Origin of the sequence: Paenibacillus tyrphae (assembly GCF_000722545.1) — a bacterium.
Lineage (GTDB): Bacteria > Bacillota > Bacilli > Paenibacillales > NBRC-103111 > Paenibacillus_G > Paenibacillus_G tyrfis.
Genome location: NZ_JNVM01000036.1, coordinates 1 through 21,592 on the forward strand (window position 1 = coordinate 1; position 21,592 = coordinate 21,592).

10 protein-coding genes and 2 pseudogenes are annotated in these 21,592 nt (G+C 57.7%); 11 read left to right on the top strand and 1 reads right to left on the bottom strand.

The genetic code is table 11. The annotated features are described in order from the left end of the window. The first annotated feature begins 136 nt into the window (after window positions 1–136). The 7 genes and pseudogenes from ET33_RS39385 (at window position 137) to ET33_RS39540 (ending at window position 4,126) form a co-directional block, all read left to right on the top strand. Window positions 137–550: a hypothetical protein gene (locus ET33_RS39385; RefSeq protein WP_051775821.1), complete on the top strand. Its 414-nt coding sequence runs from the start codon at window positions 137–139 to the stop codon at window positions 548–550. A 13-nt stretch (window positions 551–563) separates the two neighbouring features. After that, window positions 564–902 (top strand): hypothetical protein, encoded by a 339-nt coding sequence (locus tag ET33_RS40710; RefSeq protein WP_051775823.1) that lies wholly within the window; start codon window positions 564–566, stop codon window positions 900–902. A gap of 211 nt (window positions 903–1,113) precedes the next feature. Beyond that, complete coding sequence (locus tag ET33_RS40495) at window positions 1,114–1,698, top strand: P-loop NTPase family protein (RefSeq protein WP_327204072.1); 585 nt, start codon at window positions 1,114–1,116, stop codon at window positions 1,696–1,698. Then, entirely contained in the window at window positions 1,659–2,612 is a 954-nt protein-coding gene (locus ET33_RS40500) for a TniB family NTP-binding protein (RefSeq protein ID WP_327204073.1), read from the top strand. The genes ET33_RS40495 and ET33_RS40500 overlap by 40 nt, the downstream gene beginning before the upstream one ends. A 10-nt stretch (window positions 2,613–2,622) precedes the next feature. Further along, window positions 2,623–3,093: pseudogene (locus ET33_RS40715) on the top strand (TniQ family protein); the annotation flags it as partial. A 132-nt stretch (window positions 3,094–3,225) separates the two neighbouring features. Further along, window positions 3,226–3,849 (top strand): ATP-binding cassette domain-containing protein, encoded by a 624-nt coding sequence (locus tag ET33_RS40020; protein ID WP_235206857.1) that lies wholly within the window; start codon window positions 3,226–3,228, stop codon window positions 3,847–3,849. A gap of 142 nt (window positions 3,850–3,991) precedes the next feature. Next, entirely contained in the window at window positions 3,992–4,126 is a 135-nt protein-coding gene (locus ET33_RS39540) for an FDLD family class I lanthipeptide (RefSeq protein WP_200879252.1), read from the top strand. A gap of 61 nt (window positions 4,127–4,187) precedes the next feature. Here the strand turns inward: ET33_RS39540 and loaP are convergent, their stop codons facing one another. After that, window positions 4,188–4,742, bottom strand: a complete 555-nt coding sequence (gene loaP / locus ET33_RS30210; protein ID WP_036690984.1) for an antiterminator LoaP — start codon at window positions 4,740–4,742, stop codon at window positions 4,188–4,190. A gap of 337 nt (window positions 4,743–5,079) precedes the next feature. On the opposite strand from loaP, the gene ET33_RS30215 reads away from it, so the two are divergent. The 4 genes and pseudogenes from ET33_RS30215 to ET33_RS30230 all read left to right on the top strand — a co-directional run. Further along, entirely contained in the window at window positions 5,080–5,841 is a 762-nt protein-coding gene (locus ET33_RS30215) for a 4'-phosphopantetheinyl transferase family protein (RefSeq protein WP_036690986.1), read from the top strand. A gap of 80 nt (window positions 5,842–5,921) precedes the next feature. Beyond that, entirely contained in the window at window positions 5,922–6,602 is a 681-nt protein-coding gene (locus ET33_RS30220; protein WP_036690990.1) for an MBL fold metallo-hydrolase, read from the top strand. Between the two features lie 36 nt (window positions 6,603–6,638). Continuing rightward, on the top strand, window positions 6,639–10,052 hold the full coding sequence (gene fabD, locus ET33_RS30225; RefSeq protein ID WP_063761703.1) for an ACP S-malonyltransferase: 3,414 nt from the start codon (window positions 6,639–6,641) through the stop codon (window positions 10,050–10,052). Window positions 10,053–10,104: 52 nt separating this feature from the next. After that, window positions 10,105–21,591: pseudogene (locus ET33_RS30230) on the top strand (SDR family NAD(P)-dependent oxidoreductase); the annotation flags it as partial. Between the last annotated feature and the right edge of the window lies 1 nt (window position 21,592).

Consider the following 21,592-nt stretch of genomic DNA (forward strand, 5'->3'; position numbering starts at 1 on the left):
CTACCTAAAGGGGAGCATATCAGAATAATGGGCAGCCTGGTCTTTTGTCTTTACCTTTAGAAATCATAAGCTTGCATAAAGGTAACGTTTAGCATGGTCTTGCCGTGGAGAATTAGAAGGCTACAATGTCGAACGATTGATCAACGCATTTAACCTGCATGTAGAGAATGCTGCTCCTTATCGCGCCGATTGGAAAGGGATCGTGGAGAAACAGTTCGATATTGTGCAAAAGAAAGTAAAGTCATTTTTGCCGGGCTATGTAGACAAGGATTTTCAGGAACGTGGGGCCCGCGATTATCGTTTGGACGCAAAACTGACATTGGAGCAGTTCACGCAGATCATGATCAAGCAGATTCTCAAGTACAACACGTCCCACTACTTGGAGTCCTACACCCGAGATGAAGATATGATACGAGATGGCATAGAGCCAATTCCACTACAACTTTGGAATTGGGGGGATCGAGAACCGTTCAGGAAAATTACGAATCTTCCCGAAGGAGTTGATTCGACTCCACCTCTTACCACAAGAGTCCGCGACAGTTACTCATAAAGGTATCAAATTCATGCAGATGCTGTATGGATCAGATCGGGCTCTTAAAGAAGGGTGGTTCCCTGAGGCTAGACACCGGGGAAGTTGGAAAGTGTCAATATCCTACGATCCTCGCAACGTGTCTATCGTGTATTTGTGGGATGAGAGCACTGGAGCATTTGAGGCGTGCCACCTGCTTGATCACCAAGAGCGATATATGAATAAAACGCTTAACGAAGTGCAGAACCTCATTGCACATGAGAGAAAGATGCGACATGCTGCCACATATTCCGAGTTGCAGGCAGAGGTAAACTTCTATTCTGAAGTGGAAGATATCGTGAAGACGGCTGTCAAAGAAGTCAAAGGGCGATAATCCACAAACAACAAATCCAAACGGATCAAAAATATAAAAGATCATCGTGGTATGGAGCGTGAGGAGCGACGAAGAGAGGAATCATTTGTCGATGTGACTCCCGCAGACAAGCCACCAGCAGATGTCGTCCCGTTCACTTCCAAATTGAATGAAGAACAAAAACGACCGTCAATAAAAGATTTCCTCCGGCGCCAAAAGGAGCAGGATCAAGATGAATGATGAATATCAGAGACTCCCATTGCAAAACTCCCCATGGCCAACAGTCGTATATCTGGAACAATCTCTTCCAGAATTCCGTGGGAACCCATTAATCGAAGCGTTGCCACCAATCTTATCCGCGATGGAAGCCTACGAGCGTCTTTGTTTGACTCCGATCTACAACGACGAGGAGCGAAAATTGAGTCCAGAACTGAGATACACGGCTCTATTTCGTCTTCAGCAATTCTTCCAACCAGTCATGCAGCATTTAGAGTTGGAGCGAAAGTTCTCAAGCCTTATCCGTTCGGGATCTCTCTCGCGTAATCCACTTGACCCTGCATTCGTGCAACAGGTTACTGGTAACGTCGTGCCGGGAGTCAGGTCGAGTGCTTCAAGTTTAACTTTCATGGGGTTTTCGGGGATTGGCAAAACAACAGCGATCGAACGAGTTCTGTCGCTGTACCCTCAGTCCATTTTACACACTCATCCAGTTAACTTGTTTCAGATTGTGTGGCTCAAACTGAATTGCCCTCATGAATCAGTTCGATGGTCAATCTTATGGGACGCATTGCAAGGCGACATTGCATCGGAGCGTTGATTATTGATGAGATTCAGCACTTGCTCACGGCAAAGGACAAAGGGTCAGAGAAGATGATGAACTTCTTCGTCACGTTAATCAACGAGGTAGGCATTCCAATCATTCTCATCGGTACGATGCGTGCCCGCACTGTCCTCCAACAAGATTTTCGTCAAGCACGTCGAGGCAGTGGAATGGGAGACATGGTTTGGGAACAAATGAAGCCTGGGGACGACTGGGATATGCTGATCGAGCAGATGTGGGAGTACCAATGGACTCAAGAAAAAGTCCCACTTACCGACGAGCTTCGAACCGCGATCTATGAAGAGAGTCAAGGAATCGTGGATATCGCAGTCAAGCTCTACACCCTTGCACAAAGCCGTGCCATCGGCGAGAACGAAACGATAGGCCCATCTCTGGTTCGTAAGGTGGCACGTGAGGATCTGAGACTTGTGCAGCCAATGCTAAATGCCCTCCGTAGCGGACTCATTTCTGAGATTGAGAAATATGAGGACATCATGCCTATGGATTTATCGAGTGTCATCCAAATGCGACAGAGCCAGATCGATATTCGGGCCACTATTCAAAAGAAGAAGGAGCAACAGGAGGAAGCTCGTCAAAAGTATGAATCTTCCATCACAGAGAAAGCGATTCACGCTCTAATTTCATTGGACGTGGATGCAAAAACAGCAGAAAAAATTGTACTCAAAATCATCAAAGAAGGAAGCGACATGCAACCGGCTCAGGTTGTCAAACAAGCCTTGGCAAAGCTTGAGACTGAAAAACAACAGCTTCAGCAGACAAAAATCAAGGGACCCCAACTCAATAAATTGGCAGAGATCATCGAACAGGGGAAACACCGAAAACTCTCGGCTTACGAATCCATGAAAGAGGCAGGTATTATAAAAGACCCGATGCAGGAGTTTGCTATCTAGGAGGGACAGCATGCTTGGATTTTTCCCGAGGCTATATCCAGAAGAATTGCTCTACAGTTGGCTGGCCAGATACCATTTGTATTCGATCAATTCCGGTCCCAAGCAAACTATGGTTGACCTTTATGGGGACGAGACACAATTGGCAGTACCCGATCTGCCGACTAATCTCGAAGAACTCAATAGCCGACTCCGACATTTCATCAATCAAACAGCCGAAGAATGGATCTCCAATCATACCTTTTTCAGATATTACACAGCATTCGTACTCCCTGAATTCAGAGAACGCACTCATACAGCGATGCGTTCAGGCGCTAGGGAAGGCGCACTTCACATGATAACGGGGGTCATGGCGAGTACCTTCACAGAAAAAGAGTTCTTTTACTACTGCCCGATCTGTGCAGAGGACGACCTGCAAACCTACGGGGAGATGTATTGGCATCTCCCTCACCAACTCCCGGGTGTACTGGTCTGCACGAAGCATCAGATCTCTTTGAGCAAGAGTCTTGCCACGTTTAGACCGACTAACCAACATCATTATGTCGCGGCGACTCGCGAGACTTGTCCGCAACTTGCGCCGGTCATTTCATTTTGCAGAAAGACGATGGGGCACTTTTTGGAAATCGCTAAGGAAGCGGAACGACTTGTGCAGCAAGACTTCACCTTCGATCGGGAAGCAATCCGTCAGACGTACTTGCACCTTCCTCAGAAAAAAGGACTGGTTAGAGGAAATGGCAAGCTCGCGACTCAGCTCTATGAAGGGTATGAGGGCCAGATTCTGGTCAACGGGGAGCCGGCGAGCGCGTGGGATGTCGAGCAGGTGCAAAAGCGCATCGGCGTGGTGTTCCAAGATTTTGTCCAGTATGAGATGACGGTGCGCAACAACATCGGACTAGGCAATACAGCCGTGCTTGAGGAGGATGACAAGCTGTTGGCGGCGAGCGATCGGACCGGCATCGGCGAGTTCGTTCGAAAATTGCCAAAACAGCTCAACACGGAGCTCGGGCACTGGGTGGTCAACGGCGAGCAACTGTCGGGCGCCAGTGGCAGCGGATCGCCATCGCGCGGGCCTTCGTCCGCGAGGCCGATCTGTACGTGCTGGACGAGCCGAACTCGGCGCTTGACCCAATCGCCGAGAGCGAAGTGTTTGGACGCCTCCGCGACCTACTGCGCGACCGGCTGGGGATCTACATCGCGCATCGCCTTGCGAGTGCCCGCTTTGCTGACAAGATCCTGGTGATGGAAAACGGATCGGTCATCGAGCAGGGCACGCATGACGAGCTGATGGCGCGCGACGGCTGTTATGCCGAGATGTATCGCGTGCAAAACAATCTCTATGAAGAGAACCATACGCTCTAACTCATGGGGGGAGGTGATTTCAAATGGCAAACATGTTCGATCTCGACGTTCAAGTTCAACTTAACGACAACCAAGGCGTTGCCGGATTCACTGTAGGCGGCTGTGAGACAGATGTCGATACGCAAACGTGCTACTTCTGCACGATCATCTGCTGGTAATTCTCGTCTGAGCAGCGCTTAAAACAAACATCCCAGTTCCTTACCGGAACTGGGATGTTTTTTACGTGGCCTTTTGTAGCTGCGGGATGCAAGGGGAGAGGATCTCCACGCCTACGTCGATGATCTTCTCGGCACCCATGAAGTTGAGGCGGATCTTCGCCCGCTTTTTGTGACGGTCTATTTTGGTGATGATGCCTTCCATGCTCTGCAGCGGGCCGGAGGTTACGGAGACACGTGAATTTTCTATGTAGATGCCCGAATAGCCAACGATCTCTCCGTCTCCGATCAGTTGCAAGATCAGCGACATCTCGCGTTCGTCAATTTTGGAGTAATAGGTTCCTTTATCTTTGGAGTAGAGCGTGCCTTGGCTGAGCAGCTTGTAGCACTTGGGGACTTTTTTCAAGGTGTGAAAAACTTCATCGGTCATGCGGGTCTTGATCAACACGTAGCCGGGGAACATTTTCTTCAGCACGTGCTTGACAGCGCCTGCCTTCTTCTCGGGGACTCTGCGTTTCGGTACGACAGAGTGGAGGGAAGTTTCATCAAAGTACAGGTTCAGGAACTTTTGCACGACCTCTTCTTGACCGGATTCAACGAATAGTGCGTACCAATTCAAAATAGCCATCCCCTAACATGTGTATGTTGTTAAACAAATAGTCAATAAAACAAAAAACAGTATATTTTACAACATTATACCATATTTTATTTGCCCATATCATACCAAGACGTGGGGATAGAATAAATAGGTCTCTGGTAAGTAATCCTTGACGAACAAAGTTGAATGAGGGTAGTATTAAGCTGTATTAGTGTAATGGGTTATGTTGTTCAATTCGTAAGTTCATTGATAGAATATTTGGTTGAATCTTAGAAAATCCCTAAGCTAATTTAATCGATGTTTCGGCACGTTGAAGGAACTTAGGGTATCATATTGAATCGCATTGAGAGGAAGGGGCATGGGTGAAGTGTGTCCTCCGGAGAGCTTCGTGCAGGGACTTGACGTGCGAGGGGGAGAGGAGCCGTACAGCGCTTGGTTGAGCGTTTGCTGTGCGCAATCGGCGGCGGAGTATCAGGCCACGATCCCGTTTCTGCATCCGAACGAGCTGGCGTTTTATGAAGGGCTGCAGTTTGAGCGGCGGATCACCAGCTATCTGGCCGGACGCTATGCGGCCAAGCGAGCGGTGGCGGCCTCTGTGCAGGAAGAACGTCTGGATCGGATCTGGATTGATCGGGGGATTCTTCACCAGCCGCTGATCGTACACCCTGCCGCTCTCAATCTGCAGGTGAGCATCTCTCATTGCGACGAGCTGGGGGCGGCGCTCGTGTTTCCGGAAGCGCTGCCGATGGGGTTGGATGTCGAGCAGATCCGTCCGGCCCGGCAAGCCGTGCTGGCGGCTCAGATGACGGAGCGGGAACGCGAGCGGATCGGTGCGCAGCCGGGGTCTGAGGCGCTCTTGATGACGCTGTACTGGTCGGCCAAGGAAGCCTTGTCCAAAGTCTTGAAAACTGGCCTTGCGGTGCCGTTCGAGTTTTTGGAGATCACAGGGCTCGAACAGCAGGGAACGGCTTGGGTGGCGGCTTACTCTCATTTTCCGCAGTTCCGAGTTGCGGGCTGGGTCGTGGGGGAGCGCGTCTTTGCGATCGCCTATCCCAAGGACTGCCGTTTGAACTTGGAGGCCGTGCAGGATCTGTTGTGCAAGGTGGAAGAAGTTATATAAAATAGCCAAAGCAAGCACAAAAAAGTAGAGGAGATCGTTCCTCTATTTTTTTGTGCTTGCTTTTTGAGAGGGGGGGAAGGATGAAGCGGAGCTATGAGTTGCACCCGTTGAAGGTTGAGTTTTTGTTCATGAAAAATTATGCGTACATACTTGTGGACAAAGCCGCCCGGCAGGCGGCTGTGGTGGACCCGGCTTGGGACTTGGAGTTGATCGACGGGATGCTTCGCTCATTGGAGGCGGAGTTGGCTTGCATCCTGCTGACACATTCGCATCACGATCATGTCAACAAGGTGGATACGCTGTTGGAGCTCTACCCGTCGGCGCGGGCGTACATGTCGGTCAAGGAGATCGATGCCTACGGGTTCGCATGTCGGAATCTGCATCCGTTTGAGGAGGGGGAGACGATCTGGCTGGGAGAGACGCCGATCACCTGCATGCTGACGCCAGGGCACACGGCCGGCGGGGCTTGTTTTCGGCTCGCAGACGATCTGATCACGGGGGATACGGTGTTTATTGAAGGCTGCGGCGTCTGCGATGGGGCCGGAGGTTCCCCGGAGCAGATGCATGACAGTTTTCAGAGGATTCGCAAGTCCACTCCCCCTCATGTGCGGGTGTATCCGGGTCATTCTTATGGCAAGGAGCCGGGCATGGCGTTTCGGGATGTGCTGGAGCACAACATCTATTTTCAGATTGAGCAAAAAGAGCATTTTGTCCGGTTTCGGATGCGCAAGAATCAGGGGCAATTGTTCAATTTTAAATAAATCAAGGCAGACGAGTCGCGTTCAGGAGGGGCATGGATGGGCAAGCCGGTCGTGTTTCTTTTCTCCGGGCAGGGTTCTCAGTTTTACCAGATGGGTCGAGGGCTCTATGAGGAGGTATCTGAGTTTCGCAAGTGGATGAACAAGTTGGACGAGATGGTCACGCCGCTCGTCGGGGAGTCGGTGCTGGCGCGTCTGTATGCGGAGGACAAGCGCCGAGACGAGCCGTTTGAACGGACGCTGCTGACCCACCCCGTGATCTTCATGGTGGAATATGCGCTGGCGCTGGCGCTGATGGCCCGCGGGGTCAAGCCAGATGCGGTCCTTGGCAGCAGCATGGGCGAGTTCGCGGCGGCGGCTGTGGCAGGTGTGCTCGATGTGGAGGTCGCGTTGGAGCTGGTGGTGGAGCAGGCCAAGGCGTTTGAGGCTACCTGTCTCCCCGGCGGGATGATCGGGATTCTGCAGGAGCCGAGCCTCTATGACAGGATGCCGCTCTTGCGTCAGAACACGGAGATGGCGTCGATCAATTCGGACGCGCATTTTGTGGTGGCCGGCCCGGCGGCGATGCTGCCGAGCATCGGGGAGGCGCTGCGGGAGAAAGGCATCGCCTATCAGATTCTGCCGGTCTCCTTTGCGTACCATTCCTCATGGATTGATCCGGCTGCCGCTTCCTATGTGGCGCGGCTGCGCGGGCTCTCGTATCGCCAGCCTTGGGTGCGATTTTATTCCGGGGTGACCGGGCGGCGGGAGACAGCGTTGAGGAGCGAGTATTTCTGGGAGGTGGCGCGACAGCCGATTCGCTTTGCCGAAGCGGTGCAGGCGCTGGAGCAGGGAGACGATTGCCTGTACGTGGACTTGGGTCCTTCGGGAACGCTGGCCAATCTGGCCAAGCGGAATTTTAAACAGGATTCGCTCTCGCAAAGCTATGCGGTCCTCACGCCGTATCAGCAGGATCTCAAGAACTTCAACAAGGTTTGCGAGCAACTGGAGCAACTCATTTCATCGCCCATCAGAAAGGGAGGACAACCTATGAAAGCATACGTGTTTCCTGGACAAGGTTCTCAGCACAAAGGCATGGGAGGTACGCTGTTTGACGAGTTTGCAGATCTGATGGCACAAGCGGATGAGATCTTGGGCTATTCGATCAAAAGGCTGTGCTTGGAGGACCCGGACAATCAGCTGGGCCAGACGCAGTACACGCAGCCGGCTCTGTATGTGGTCAGCGCACTGAGTTTTCTCAAGAAGGTGCAGGAGACGGGATGCAAGCCGGATTATGTGGCCGGGCATAGCTTGGGTGAGTACAATGCGCTGTTTGCGGCAGGGGCGTTTGATTTTGCTACCGGTCTGCGGATGGTCAAGAAGCGGGGCGAACTGATGAGCCTTGCGAGCGGTGGGGGCATGGCGGCGGTGATCGGGTTTACGGTGGAGCAGATCGACCGGGTGCTGATGGAGAACGGGCTGGACGGGATCGACATCGCCAACCACAATTCGCCGGACCAGATCGTCATCGCGGGCTTGAAGACGGACATCCTGCGCGCGCAGCCGTTTTTTGAGGAAGCGGGCGTGCGCATGTACATTCCGCTCAATGTGAGCGGGGCTTTCCATTCCCGGTATATGGCGGAGAGCAAGCGGAGTTTTGAAGCGTATCTGGAATCGTTTGAATTTTCAAAACTGGAGATTCCGGTCATCTCGAACATTTATGCGTGTCCGTACAAGCAACGGCAGGTGAAGGATAATTTGGTGCAGCAGATCGTGTCTCCGGTCAAGTGGACGGACAGCGTGCGCTATCTGATGGGCCTTGGCGAGATCGAGATCGAAGAGGTCGGGCCGGGCAATGTCCTGACCAAGCTCGTCACCACGATCCGCCGCAAAGCGGAACCGCTCGTGATCGAGCCGGAAGCGGATGACGTGGAGGAGGCGGAAGAGGCGGTGCTGGTGGCTGTGGCGGCGTCTGTGACTGTGCCTGAGGTGACGAAAGCGTCGATCGCGGAGGTGGAGGTGGCAGTCGCTGTTGAGGCGCCTGCTGCGGCGCCTGCTCCGGCTCCGGTGGAGGTCGTGCCGGTGAGGGAAGCTGTGAGCGAGCCGATCGTGCGTGTGTCGAGAAGGGCGAGCACGGCAGAATCGCTGGGCGATGAGGAGTTCAAGAAGGATTATAACTTGAAGTATGCCTATGTCACGGGCTCGATGTATCGCGGCGTGGCTTCTGAGCGCTTGGTCATTCAGGTCGGCAAGGCGGGCATGCTGGGTTTTTACGGGACCGGCGGCATGAAGCTGGAGCAGATCGAACAGGCGATCCGCACGATTCAGCAGGCGTTGACGCGCGGTGAGGCGTATGGCATGAACCTGCTGCATAACCAAGGCAACCCATCGATGGAGGACATGACGGTCGATCTCTTCCTGCGCACCGGCGTGCGGAACGTGGAGGCAAGCGCCTACATGGCGGTGAACTCCGCATTGGTCCGCTACCGGGCGAAAGGGCTGAAACGCTCGGCAGAAGGCGGCGTGATCGTCGAAAACCGCATCCTCGCCAAAGTCTCGCGCCCGGAAGTTGCCGAGGCGTTTCTGAGCCCGGCACCGGAGCGCATCGTCGACAAGCTGTTGCTGGAACAGCGGATCACGCGCGAGGAAGCAGATCTGCTCCGCGAAGTTCCGATGGCGGATGACATCACCGTCGAGGCCGATTCCGGCGGACATACCGATCAGGGGGTCTCTTCCGTGCTGCTTCCGTCGATCGTTCGCCTGCGCGATGAGATGATGGCCAAATACGGATACAAGAAGAAGATTCGCATCGGAGCGGCCGGCGGCATCGGAACCCCGGAAGCGGCGGTGGCGACGCTCGTGCTCGGGGCGGATTATCTCGTGACCGGCTCGATCAACCAATGCACGGTGGAAGCGCAGACGTCCGAGTCGGTGAAGGATCTGCTGCAGGAGATGAACGTGCAGGACACGGCCTATGCGCCGGCGGGCGACATGTTTGAGATCGGCGCTCGCGTGCAGGTTTTGAAAAAAGGCGTCTTTTTCCCGGCCCGTGCGAACAAGCTGTACGATCTCTACCGCCAGTTCAACTCGCTGGAGGAGATCGATGAGAAGACCCGCCGCATTTTGCAAGAGCGTTACTTCAAGCGCAGTTTCGACGAGGTCTACCGCGAAGTGCAAGCCTATGTGGCCCCGCAGGAGATCGAGAAGGCGGAGCGCAATCCCAAGCACAAGATGGCGCTGATCTTCAAATGGTATTTTGGCTATTCGTCGCGCATGGCGCTCAGCGGGGACGCCGAGCACACGGTGGATTATCAGGTGCATTGCGGCCCGTCCTTGGGGGCGTTCAACCGCTGGGTGAAAGGCACGCCGCTGGAAAGCTGGAGAGCGCGCCATGTCGATGTGATCGGCGAAAAACTGATGCGCGAAACGGCAGACCTGCTGAACCGGCGCATCTCTGAACTGGTCGGATTGTAAGCAAAAAGAGGAGCGGATCTGGATGACTCAAACGCCAAAGCGAGAAGTTGCCATCGTCGGAATCGCCGGTCGTTTTCCGGGGGCGAAGAACACGCAGGAATTCTGGAACAACCTCAATGCAGGCCTCAACAGCATCTCTGTCATTCCGCAAGACCGCTGGAAGTGGGAGGATGTGTACGGCGACCCGCAAAAGGAAGAGAACAAGACGAACAGCAAGTGGGGCGGATTCATCGAGGAGGTCGATCGATTCGACCCGCTGTTTTTTGGCATCTCGCCCAAAGAGGCGAATTTTATCGACCCGCAGCACCGCCTGTTCCTAGAAACGGTCTGGCAGGTGATTGAAAACGCTGGCTACAGCCCGAAGAGTCTGTCAGGCCGGAAGATCGGCGTCTATGCGGGCGTTTCGAAAAACGACTATGCCGAGCTGATGGGGGAGAACATCAGCGCCTTTGTTTCCACAGGAACGGTACACTCGATCCTCGCGAACCGCGTGTCGTATTTTTTCAACTTCAGAGGGCCGAGCGAAGCCGTGGACACCGCGTGCTCCAGTTCTCTGGTCGCCCTGCACAACGCGGTGCGCGATATTCGGGAAGGGGAATGCGAGGCGGCGATCGTCGGGGGCGTCAATGCGCTGCTCAGCCCGCGGATGTACATCTCCCATGCCAAGTCCGGCATGCTGTCGGTGGACGGGCAATGCAAAACGTTTGATACGTCGGCGAACGGCTATGTGCGCGGTGAAGGCGTGGCGGCCCTGTTCCTCAAGCCGCTGGACAAGGCGGTGGAAGACCGTGACAACATCTTGGGCGTGATCAAGGCGACGGCGATCAATCATGGTGGGCGCTCGAATTTCCTGACGGCCCCCAATGTGACCGCTCAGTCTGAGGTGGTCTACACGGCGCTGCAGCGCTCCGAAGCGGACCCGCGCAACATCTCCTACATCGAAGCGCACGGCACAGGCACGCCGCTGGGCGACCCGATCGAGATCAATGCGCTGAAGAAAGCATACGGGCAGTACTATGAGGAGCGGGGCCTGCAGCCGCGCGAGAACTCTTGCTTGCTCGGCTCGGTTAAGACGAACATCGGCCATCTGGAGAGCGCGGCCGGGATGGCTTCGATCATCAAGGTGCTGCTGGCGATGAAGCATGGCGTGCTGCCGGAGCTGCTCAATTTTACAGAGATCAATCCGTACATCTCGTTTGAGGGGTCGCCGTTTGGCCTCGTCACGGCTCCGACCGCGTGGAAGAAGCGGCGAATCGAAGGCAAGCTGCTGCCGAGACAGGCGGGGGTCAGCGGGTTTGGCATGGGCGGCGTCAATGCGCATGTGATCTTGGAAGAGCCGCCGCGCAGCAACAGACCTCGCGCCAAGAGTGCGTCGCAGAAGCGGTTGGTGCTTTTGTCTGCGAAAAAAGGGAAGTTGCGGGCATCGGCTGAGCGACTGCTCACATTTTTGCAAAGCGAAGCCGGACAGTCTGTGCATGTGGACGATCTCGCGTTCACGCTGATGTTCGGGCGCGAGGAGTTCGAGGAGCGTCTGGCGATGGTCGCTTCGTCGGTGGAGCAGGTGGTGGAGGAGCTGGAGCGGTATGTGAGCGAGCAGGCCTCGCTGTCGCTGTTCCAAGGCGTCGCGGGGACGAAGCCTGACGCGCCTGTGCAGGTCGCTACGTCGACGGACGATCTGCTCCTGCTCGCCGAGGCTTGGGTGAAGGGCGAGGGGATCGAATGGGAGCAGGCGAGCTTCCACGGTTCTCGCATCGAGGTGCCGGGGTATCCGTTTGAGCGGTTGCGCTGCTGGTTTGAGCCGAAGACGGTGAAGGCGGATGCGAATACGGCTTCCGGCGACAAGCAGATCCTGCTCCCTGCTACGGAGCGGATGGTGCAAGACCATCTCGTTCAGCGGCAGAAAGTGCTGCCGGGCGTGGGCTATCTGGACCTGATCGTCGGAGAGCTGAAGGAAGAGTGGACAGCCGGTGTGACGTTCCAAGATGTGTACTGGCTGAAGCCGCTGGCCGTTCTCGACGAGCCGCGCACCCTCCTCTTGAACGTGAAGGAGGAAGGAAGCGACTGGGCTGTGCGCATCCGTTCGGGTGCGGACCTGCACTGCCAAGGCCGCCTGCTCAAGCAGGTGGCGCGGACGGAAGAGCGCATCGAGGTGGAGGAGATTCGCAAGCGCTGCGAGACGAAGGAATCGAAGGCCGAGCTGTATGGTCTCTTTTCCGAAAACGGTCTGGTGTACGGGCCTTCGTTCCAGGTGATCGAGACGCTGCACTGCTCGGCTGACGAGGCGATTGCGGAGGTGGACGTCCGGAATTACGGGCGCATTGCAGCCGGCATTCTGGACGGGGCGCTGCAGACGGCGGTGTGCTTGAGCGTGCGAAACGGCACGGCGAGCGAATCGCAGTATGTGCCGTATTATGCGGAGAGCTTCACGGTTGCGGGAAGCTTGGAAGCGGTGCGCTATTACTATGTTAAGCAGCGTCAGGTGCAGCAGAGCGGTTCGATCCAGTTCGACCTGTATCTCTGCGACGGCGAAGGTCGCGTGCTGGCTTCGGTGAAGAATTTTACGAAGCGGGCGTTGGTGAGAAAAGAAGAAGCAAGGAACAAAGAAACGAGAAAAGAAGCGCCGAGCAAACAGGGGCTGCTCTATTACACCTCGAAGTGGCGGGAGGAAGCCTGCGGTCCGGAAGCGGAGGCGAAGGGCTTGCTCCTCCTCAACGGTTCGGAGTCACTGGCCGATTGGATGCGCGGCGAACTGGGCGAGGAGGTGCCGTTCCGGCGCTTGACGATCGCCGAGCAGGACCCGGATCGCTATCTGGAAGCGCTGCAGGAGGTCAAGGCGAGCGGGTTTGCCGTGCGGCAGATTCTCGTGCCGGCCGTCCGTCCGGGGGGGGAAGACCTGCGGGGGCTGCTCGTGCTGGCAGGAGCTCTGATTAAGAGCCGGTTTAAAGAGCCGATCAAGATCCTCTACGCCGGCGAGAGCATGTCGTCCGAGGCGCTGCCCGCCCTGTATGCGGCCGGCGGGCTGGCTCGCACGCTGAAGTATGAGTACCCGCGCCTTCATCTGGAGGTGGCGGCGTTCACGGATCGCTTTGAAAACTGCGGCCGGGCGCTGCTGGAGGAGCTGTTTGCGAGTGCTCCGGCCCCGCTGCATGAAGTGAGATATGTAGGCGGGACAAGGCAGCTGCGCGAGATGGTGACCGTGGCGGGCGGCTTGCAGAAGCAGGCTTATGCGCTGCGCCAAGGCGGGGTGTATCTGATCGCAGGCGGCACGGGCGGCCTGGGGCAGATTTTCTCCGACTATCTGGCCAAGGAATATCAGGCGAAGGTCGTGTTGCTCGGGCGAAGAGAGCAGGATGAGAGAATCGCGGCACAGCTTGACAGGCTGGCAAGTCTGGGCGGCTCCGGCCTGTACATTCGGGCGGACCTCGGCGATGCCGGACAAGTGCGTGCGGCGGTGGAGCAAGCGCGTGCGACCTATGGCAGCATCCACGGCGTTTTGCAGGGAAGCGGGTTGATTGAAGACAGCTTCATCCTGCGCAAAACAACCGAGTCTTTTGAAAAAATCCTGCAGCCCAAACTCGCGGGGACGCTCCATCTGGACGACGCGACGGCCGGCGACGAACTGGACTTTTTTGTCATGTTCTCGTCGATTGCAGCGCTGATGCCCAATCAAGGGCAGTGCGATTATTCTTCGGGCAACAGCTTCATGGATGCGTATGCGGCGCACCGGCAGCAGCTCGTCGCCGAGGGCAGGCGCAGCGGTCTGTCGCTGGCGATCAACTGGCCGCTCTGGGCGAACGGCGGGATGACCGTGGAGCCGGAGGAGAAGGAGCACCTCTGGAAGGTGTTCGGGATGCAGCCGCTGGAAACGCCGCAGGGCTTGGTCCTGCTCCGGGAAGCGCTGCATCTGGCAAGTCAGGAAGGTTTCGCTCACATCGTAGGGATCGAAGGTGACCAGATGAAAATCAACCAGCACTTTGGCATCCGCAAGAAGGCGGAGACTGTGCGAGAACTGGATGTGCCGACGATGATCCGTCGGGATCTCTACAGCATCCTCGCACAAGCGCTACACCTGGCTCCGGCGGAGATCGGTGCCGGCCAGCAGCTGCAGCAGCTCGGGGTGGCGTCGCTGTCGCTGCTGCAGATCGCGAACCTGATCTCGCAGTATTTTGGCGTCGATTTCAAACCGCCGTTGCTGTTTGAGCATGGAACCTCGCAACAGATTCTGGACTATCTGCTGCAAGACAGGCAGCGCGCGGTCATCGAGGCGCACTATGCCGAGCTGGGGGCTCTGGCTCCGCTGTATCGCAGCTCGGGGCTGATCGATCTGAACAAGGTCGCTGGCGAGCAGGGGCTGTACCAGCGACGTTATGACAACACAGAGTTCTATCAGGTCGATCATGTGGTGGACAACAAATACAACGTGCCAGGCGCGTGCTATGCCGAGATGGCCAGACAGGCCGGCGCACTCGCTCTTCCGGGCCAGCGGGTGAGCAAGCTGTTCAACTGCTACTGGGCGAAGCAACTGTCTTCGAGCGGAGAGCCGTTTGATGTGTTCATTCAACTGCTGCCAAAAGGGGAGCGCACCGACTACGAGATCTACAGAATGGAAGGGGCCGAGCGCGTCGTGCATGCGACCGGGGCGTTGGAATATGCTCCGTGGCAGCTGGCGCAGAGTGAGGTGGAAACGCTCGATCTCGCGGCGATTCGAGAGCGATGCACGGCGAGCTGGACGCGCGAGCAGGTCTATCAGCAGATTCATGCGGAGGGCTTGATCGTCGGGGAGAGCTTCATGCCGATGCAGGAGATGGTGCTCAACGAGCAGGAAGCGCTGGCGACGCTGGAACTGCCGGAGATGATCGCAGACACGTATGATGAGTACCTGCTGCACCCGACGATGCTGACGGGCGTGTTCCAGACGGCGCTGATCAACAACCGCTTCCACGGCGATGACGAGCGCGATTTTATCCCGATTGCGATCGAAAGCTTGGAGATGTGGGGAATCGTGCCGCGCAGATGCCACGTTTACAGCGAAGTCAGCCCGAAGACGAAGAACAACCCGGACATCAAGAAGTTTAACCTGACCGTTTGCGACGAGGAGGGGCGCGTAGTGGCGCGGCTCGTCAATTTCTCGATCAAGGCGACGAATTATGAAAAATCGGCCTTGGTGCAGGCGGCGGCCCCGGTGTCGACGGCCCAAACGCAGGCGGTTCGCGACCGTGGAGTGGCTGTGCTGAGATCTCGCGCACAGGAATTCGTGCGGGGTCTGCTGTCTGAGGCGATCGGGCTGGAGCCGTCGATGATCCGGCCGGAGGAAGCGTTCGAAGCGTATGGCATCAACTCGGTGATGATCTTGGAGCTGAACAAGCTGTTCGAGGATGCGTTCGGGTCCGGGCTGTCCAAGACTCTGTTCTTTGAGTACCGCAACTTGGAAGACCTGACGGGTTATTTCCTGGAGGAGTATGAAGAGACGCTGCGTTCGCTGCTGCAATTGCCGGAAACGGTTGAAGTGGATGAGGTGGTAGAGGCGTCGGTTGAATCGACAGTAGCGGCTGTGGCGAGTGCTCAAGAGACCGCGCGTTCCGCAGATGTGGTCGAGACGGTCGCGATGACACCGCACGCTCCGGCTGTGCGGGATATCGCGATCATCGGCCTTGCCGGGCGCTATCCGCAGGCCGGATCGCTGGCGGAATTCTGGGCGAACATCCAAGTGGGCAAGGACTGCATCGAAGAGATCCGACCGGATCGATTTGATTATGTGCGCTACTATGATCCGGACAAGCAAAACGACAAGCTATACAGCAAATGGGGTAGTTTCCTCGATGATGTGGACAAGTTCGACCCGATGTTCTTCAACATCCCGCCGCGTGAAGCCGAGCTGATGGACCCACAGGAGCGTTTGTTCCTTGAGGTGGTCTGGCATGCGCTCGAAGATGCCGGCTATACGAGACAGAGCCTCAGGGATCAGTCGGTCGGCGTGTTCGTCGGGGCGCTGTGGCAGCCGTATCAAGAGCTTGGTGTGCTCGCACAGGCGCAGGGCCATGTGCTCAGCCCAAGCACGCTGCTCTACAGCATCGCCAACCGCGTTTCGTATTTCTGCAACTTCAACGGGCCGAGCCTGACGGTAGATACCGCGTGCTCTTCGTCCCTGACCGCGCTGCATCTCGCCTGCCAGAGCCTTCTGAACGGAGAGAGCAGCGTCGCCATCGCCGGCGGCGTCAACCTGTCGATCGGCGCGGGGAAATATCTGTTCCTGAGCCAGTACAAGTTCCTGGCGACGGATGGCAGATGCAGAAGTTTTGGCGCGGATGGCGACGGGTATGTGCCGGGCGAAGGCATCGGCGCAGTGCTGCTCAAGCCGCTCGACCAAGCGGTGAAGGACGGCGACCACATCTACGGCGTCATCAAGGCGACCGCTGTCAATCACGGAGGCAAGACCAACGGGTATACGGTGCCGAACCCGACGGCGCAGTCGGACATGATTCTGAAAGCGCTGGAGCGGGCGAAGATCAACCCGCGCGCGATCAGCTACATCGAGGCGCACGGCACCGGCACGGCGCTGGGCGACCCGATCGAGATCACCGGGCTCTCCCGCGCGTTTGGCAAGTACACGCGAGACAAGCAGTTCTGCGCGATCGGCTCTGTCAAGTCGAACATCGGGCATCTGGAAGCGAGCGCCGGCATCGCCGGCCTGACCAAAGTGCTGCTCCAGCTCAAGCACCGCAGAATCGCTCCGTCCTTGCACTCTCAACAGCTCAACGCAAACATCGACTTCCGGAACAGCCCGTTTGTCGTGCCGCAAGAGCTGATGGAATGGAAGCGCCCTCTGGTGGAGATCGACGGTCAGACAAGGGAGTTCCCGCGCCTTGCGGGCCTCTCGTCGTTTGGGGCCGGCGGTGCGAACGCGCATGTGATCATCGAGGAATACCAAGCGGTAGAGCAACAGCGTGACCATTTCGGAACGGCTCCGCACGTCATCGTGCTCTCGGCCAAGAACGCAGACCGTCTGCAAGAACAGGCACAGCGCTTGCTGCAGGCTGTCGAGAGCGGTGCATACAGCGACGCGGACATGCCGGCGATCGCCTACACCTTGCAGCTGGGCCGCGAGACGATGGAGGAGCGTCTGGCCGTGCTGGCCTCGTCGCTCAAGGAACTGAGTGCCAAACTGCAAGATTTCCTGTCCGGCAAACGAGGCATCGACGGCCTGTTCCACAGACATGTCAAGCACTACAAGGACACGCTGGCCCTCTTCGCGCAGGACGAGGACATGCAGGCGGTGATCGAGGCATGGCAGGCAAAAGGCAAGTTCGGCAAGCTGCTCGACCTGTGGGCTAAAGGGCTGTCGATCGATTGGAGCCGGCAATATGCAACAGGCAAGCCAGGTCGCATCTCGCTGCCGGGCTATCCGTTTGCCAAGGAGCGCTACTGGCTTCCGATCGACGGAGCTGTGCAGAGCGGGACGGGCGTAGGACGCGCCGCGATGCTGCATCCGCTGGTGCACGAGAACACGTCCGACCTGACCGAAGTGCGGTTCCGTTCGACGCTGACGGGCCGCGAATTCTTCCTCCGCGATCACGTCGCCTATGGCAACCCGGTACTGCCGGGCGTCGCAGAACTGGAGCTGGCGCGAGCGGCTGCTCTGCTGGCGACGGGTCTTGAAGCGAACGATCCGACATCCATGCGTTTGAAAGATGTCGTCTGGCCGCAACCGATCGTCGCAGCAGGCGAATCTATACGTCTGCATGTCGGACTCCATGCGCTGGAGGACGGCGAGATCGCCTATGAGATCAGCGGTGACATCCCACAGGGGGAGGAAGCTCCGACGCTGTATAGCTATGGCGAAGTCGAGATCTGCGTGTTCGATCCGGCACCGCCGCTCGATCTGCACGCCTTGCAGGTGCAGTCGGGACTCGGCGTTCTGACGGCTGAGCAATGCTACGATGCCTTCCGCGCGATGGGGACGGCCTATGGACCGAGCCTGCAAGGGATCGAGACGCTCTATCTGGGAGAGAGCCACGTGCTGGCCAAGCTCGCCCTGCCGTCAGCAGCTCTTGCCACGGAAGCGAACTATGTGCTGCACCCGACCTTGCTGGAAGCTGCGGTTCAGGCCGTGAACGCTTTTACGCTGAAACAGACCGACCGCAAGCCGACCCGACCGATCTCCCTGCAGTCGCTGGACATCCTCCGTCCGTGCCCGTCTGCGATGTGGGCGCTGATTCGAAGCGGCGAGGCCGGCTATGACCTCGACCTCTGCGACGAAACGGGCGAGGTCTGCGTGCAGATGCACGGATTGGTGCTGGAGCCGGTCGAAGGCGAGTGGCAAGGAAACAGCACGGCGGCAAAGCGCAAGATGTATTTTCTGAAAAAAGTGTGGGAGCCATGTTCGGCAGCTCCAAGCCGCAGCGTCAACCGGGCGGTGGCGATCCTGACCACGCCGGAGACGCGCAGTTTGGCCACCGAGCTGGCGAAGAGACTGCCGCAAAGCCGCCTGTTCGATGTGGCGCAAGAGCCGCAAGAGCTGGATTGGCAGGCGTATGACGGCCTGATCGATCTTGTCGGCTGCGGTCAGGAGCGCAAGGAGTCGGCGGAATGGATGAGCTGGCTTCAGCTGCTGATCGAACACGGCCGCCGCGATGGGATGATGCTTTTGGGTGTCACCAAGGGGCTGGAAGGGTATCAGAATGCGACGGTCAACCTCACAGGTGCCTCCTGTGCGGCGCTCTATCGCATGCTGCAGAGCGAATATGGCCATGTGCAATCCCGCCATCTCGATCTGGAGTCGGTCTCTGATGAGACGAGGCTGGCCGAGCAGATTGCCACTGAGTTCCTTGTCGAAGATGAGGAGACGGAAGCGTGCTGGCGAAACAGGCTGCGTTATCGCGCGCGGCTCAAGGAATGGGAAAAAGGCGAGCAGCAAGCGCGAACGCCGTTCCCGGAAGATCAAGTGCTCTGGATCACCGGGGGCACGCGGGGCCTTGGGTATCTGTGCGCGCAGCATTTTGTCAAACACTATGGCGTCAAGCGCCTGGTGCTGACCGGACGGGAAACCTTGCCGCCGCGCGAGACGTGGGCGGCGCACCTTCGGGAGCAGACGCCTGTTTCCCGGAAGATTCAGGGCATCCAAGCTCTGGAGCGAGAAGGGGCGCAGGTGATGGTTCTGTCTGTGCCGCTGTCCGATGTTCAGGCGGTCGAAGAGAGCGTGCAGGCGGTTCGCCGCAGCCTCGGCCCGATCGGCGGGGTGCTGCATGCGGCGGGCCTGCTCGATGAAGAGAACTCGGCCTTCATTCGCAAGACGGTCGAAGGCATCGAGCAGGTGCTGGAGCCGAAAGTGGCGGGACTTGACGCGTTGTACCGCAGTCTCCGCGCAGAGCCGCTGCAGTTCTTCGTCGCGTTCTCGTCTGTGTCGGCCACGATCCCGTCGCTCGCGGCGGGGTTGAGCGACTATGCGATGGCCAATGCCTACATGGATTATCTGGCGGAAGCGAAGCGTCCGGAATGTCCGATCGTCAGCGTGCAATGGCCGAGCTGGAAAGAGGCGGGCATGGGCGAAGTCAAGAGCAAAGCCTACGAGCAGACAGGCCTTCTGACGATGACCAACGCCGAGGGGCTGGAGTTCCTCGATTATGTGCTGGCGAGAAAAATCGGCCCGGTCGTCATGTCCGCCGTGGTCAACCCATCGCTCTGGAATCCGCAAACGCTGATGCAGCGCAAAAAGCAGACGGCGGCGCTCCCGACATCCCCTGTGGTTCCGGCACAGCGTCCGGCGGCCCCTGCGCAGAAAGCAAGCGTGGTGGCAAGCGGCCAAGGGCAGACAGCGGAGGCTTGGGTTCGGTCGATTTTTGCAAAAGAGTTGAAAATGGACCCGGCCAAGATCGAGGTCGATGCGCAGATTGCAGACTACGGGGTCGATTCCATTTTGCAAGCGCAATTGCTGCGTCAGATCGCGCAGGCGTTGCAAGTGAAGCTCGACCCGTCTCTCCTGCTGGAGTTCCCAACGATCGAATCGCTGGCGAAGCATTTGGAGGCTCTGCATGGGCCAGCCCTCGCCAACGCGACGGGGGCCACGCAGGTTCAGCAAGAAGAGCCGGCGGCACCTTCTTATCGTGCGCCGAGTCGTCCTGCCAAGCCGCGTGTCGCGAAGCAAGGACAAGCAGCCGTGCGCAAAGCGGCTCCGGCCTCTGGGGCCGCTGATCTGGCCGTCGTCGGCCTGTCTTGCCGACTGCCGGGGGCGGCTTCTCTGGAGCAGTATTGGCAGTTGCTGTCCGAGGGCCGTTCCGCCATTCGCGAGGTACCGCAGGGGCGCTGGGGGTATTCGTGCGGCTTCTATGCCGGATTGCTCGACGACATCACGCAGTATGACCCGTCGTTCTTCCATCTCTCGGAGGAAGACGCCAAAGCGATGGACCCGCAAGCCCTTCTGGTGCTGGAAGAGAGCCTCAAGCTCTTGTGCCACGCCGGCTACACCCAGCAGGAGGTCAAAGGCCGCTCGGTCGGCGTCTACCTCGGGGCGCGCAGCAAGCACTCGCCGAGCACGGCGGATCTGGGCCAGACGCGCAACCCGATTTTGGCTGTCGGACAGAACTATCTGGCGGCGAACATCTCGCAGTATTTTGACTTGCGCGGCCCGTGTGTCGTAGTGGACACCGCTTGCTCCTCCGCTCTGGTGGGGATGAACATGGCAGCGCAGGCGCTTCAGAGCGGGGAGATCGAGTCGGCGATCGTCGGCGGGGTCTCTCTGCTGACCACCGATGAGACGCACCGCATCTTTGAACAGCGCAACATCCTGAACCGAGAAGGGGCGTTCCACCTCTTTGACCGTCGAGCGGACGGCATCGTGGTCGGGGAAGGGTGTGGTATGGTCTTGCTGAAGACGGTGGAGCAGGCTTTGCGCGATGGCGATGCGATCTACGCCGTCATCAAAGCGGTCGCTGTCAACAACAACGGACGGACCGCCGGACCTGCCACCCCGAGCCTTGAGGCACAGAAACAAGTGCTGCAGGCGGCGCTCCGAAAAGGCGGGGTATCGCCTGAAGCGGTTCGCTATATCGAAACAAACGGTTCGGGCACGGAAGTGACCGACCTCTTGGAACTGAAGACGATCCAATCGGTGTATCGCGCTTCCTCGAACCTCCCGCTGGGATTGGGGTCGATGAAACCGAACATCGGGCATCCGTTGTGCGCGGAAGGGATCGCCGGATTTATCAAAGTCGTCTTGATGCTACAGCGCCGGCAGATGGTGCCGTTCCTGTCGGGCGAAGAGGCGATGACGCATTATGATCTGCAGGCGTCGCCGTTTGAGATGGCCCGTCAACTCATGCCTTGGACGGACACGGCTCGCATCGCGGCGATCAACTGCTTTGCCGACGGCGGCACCAACGCGCACGTGATCCTCGAAGGCTGGGAAGAGTCTGAGGAGCGTTCGATCCTTCGCAAGCCGATTCCGCTTCCTGTCTTGCAGCGCCGCGATGTGAGCGGGCGCGGACAGGGCGAACAGGCAGAGAGCGCGATGAATATCTGGAAGCAAATTGGAGTAGAGGTGTAAC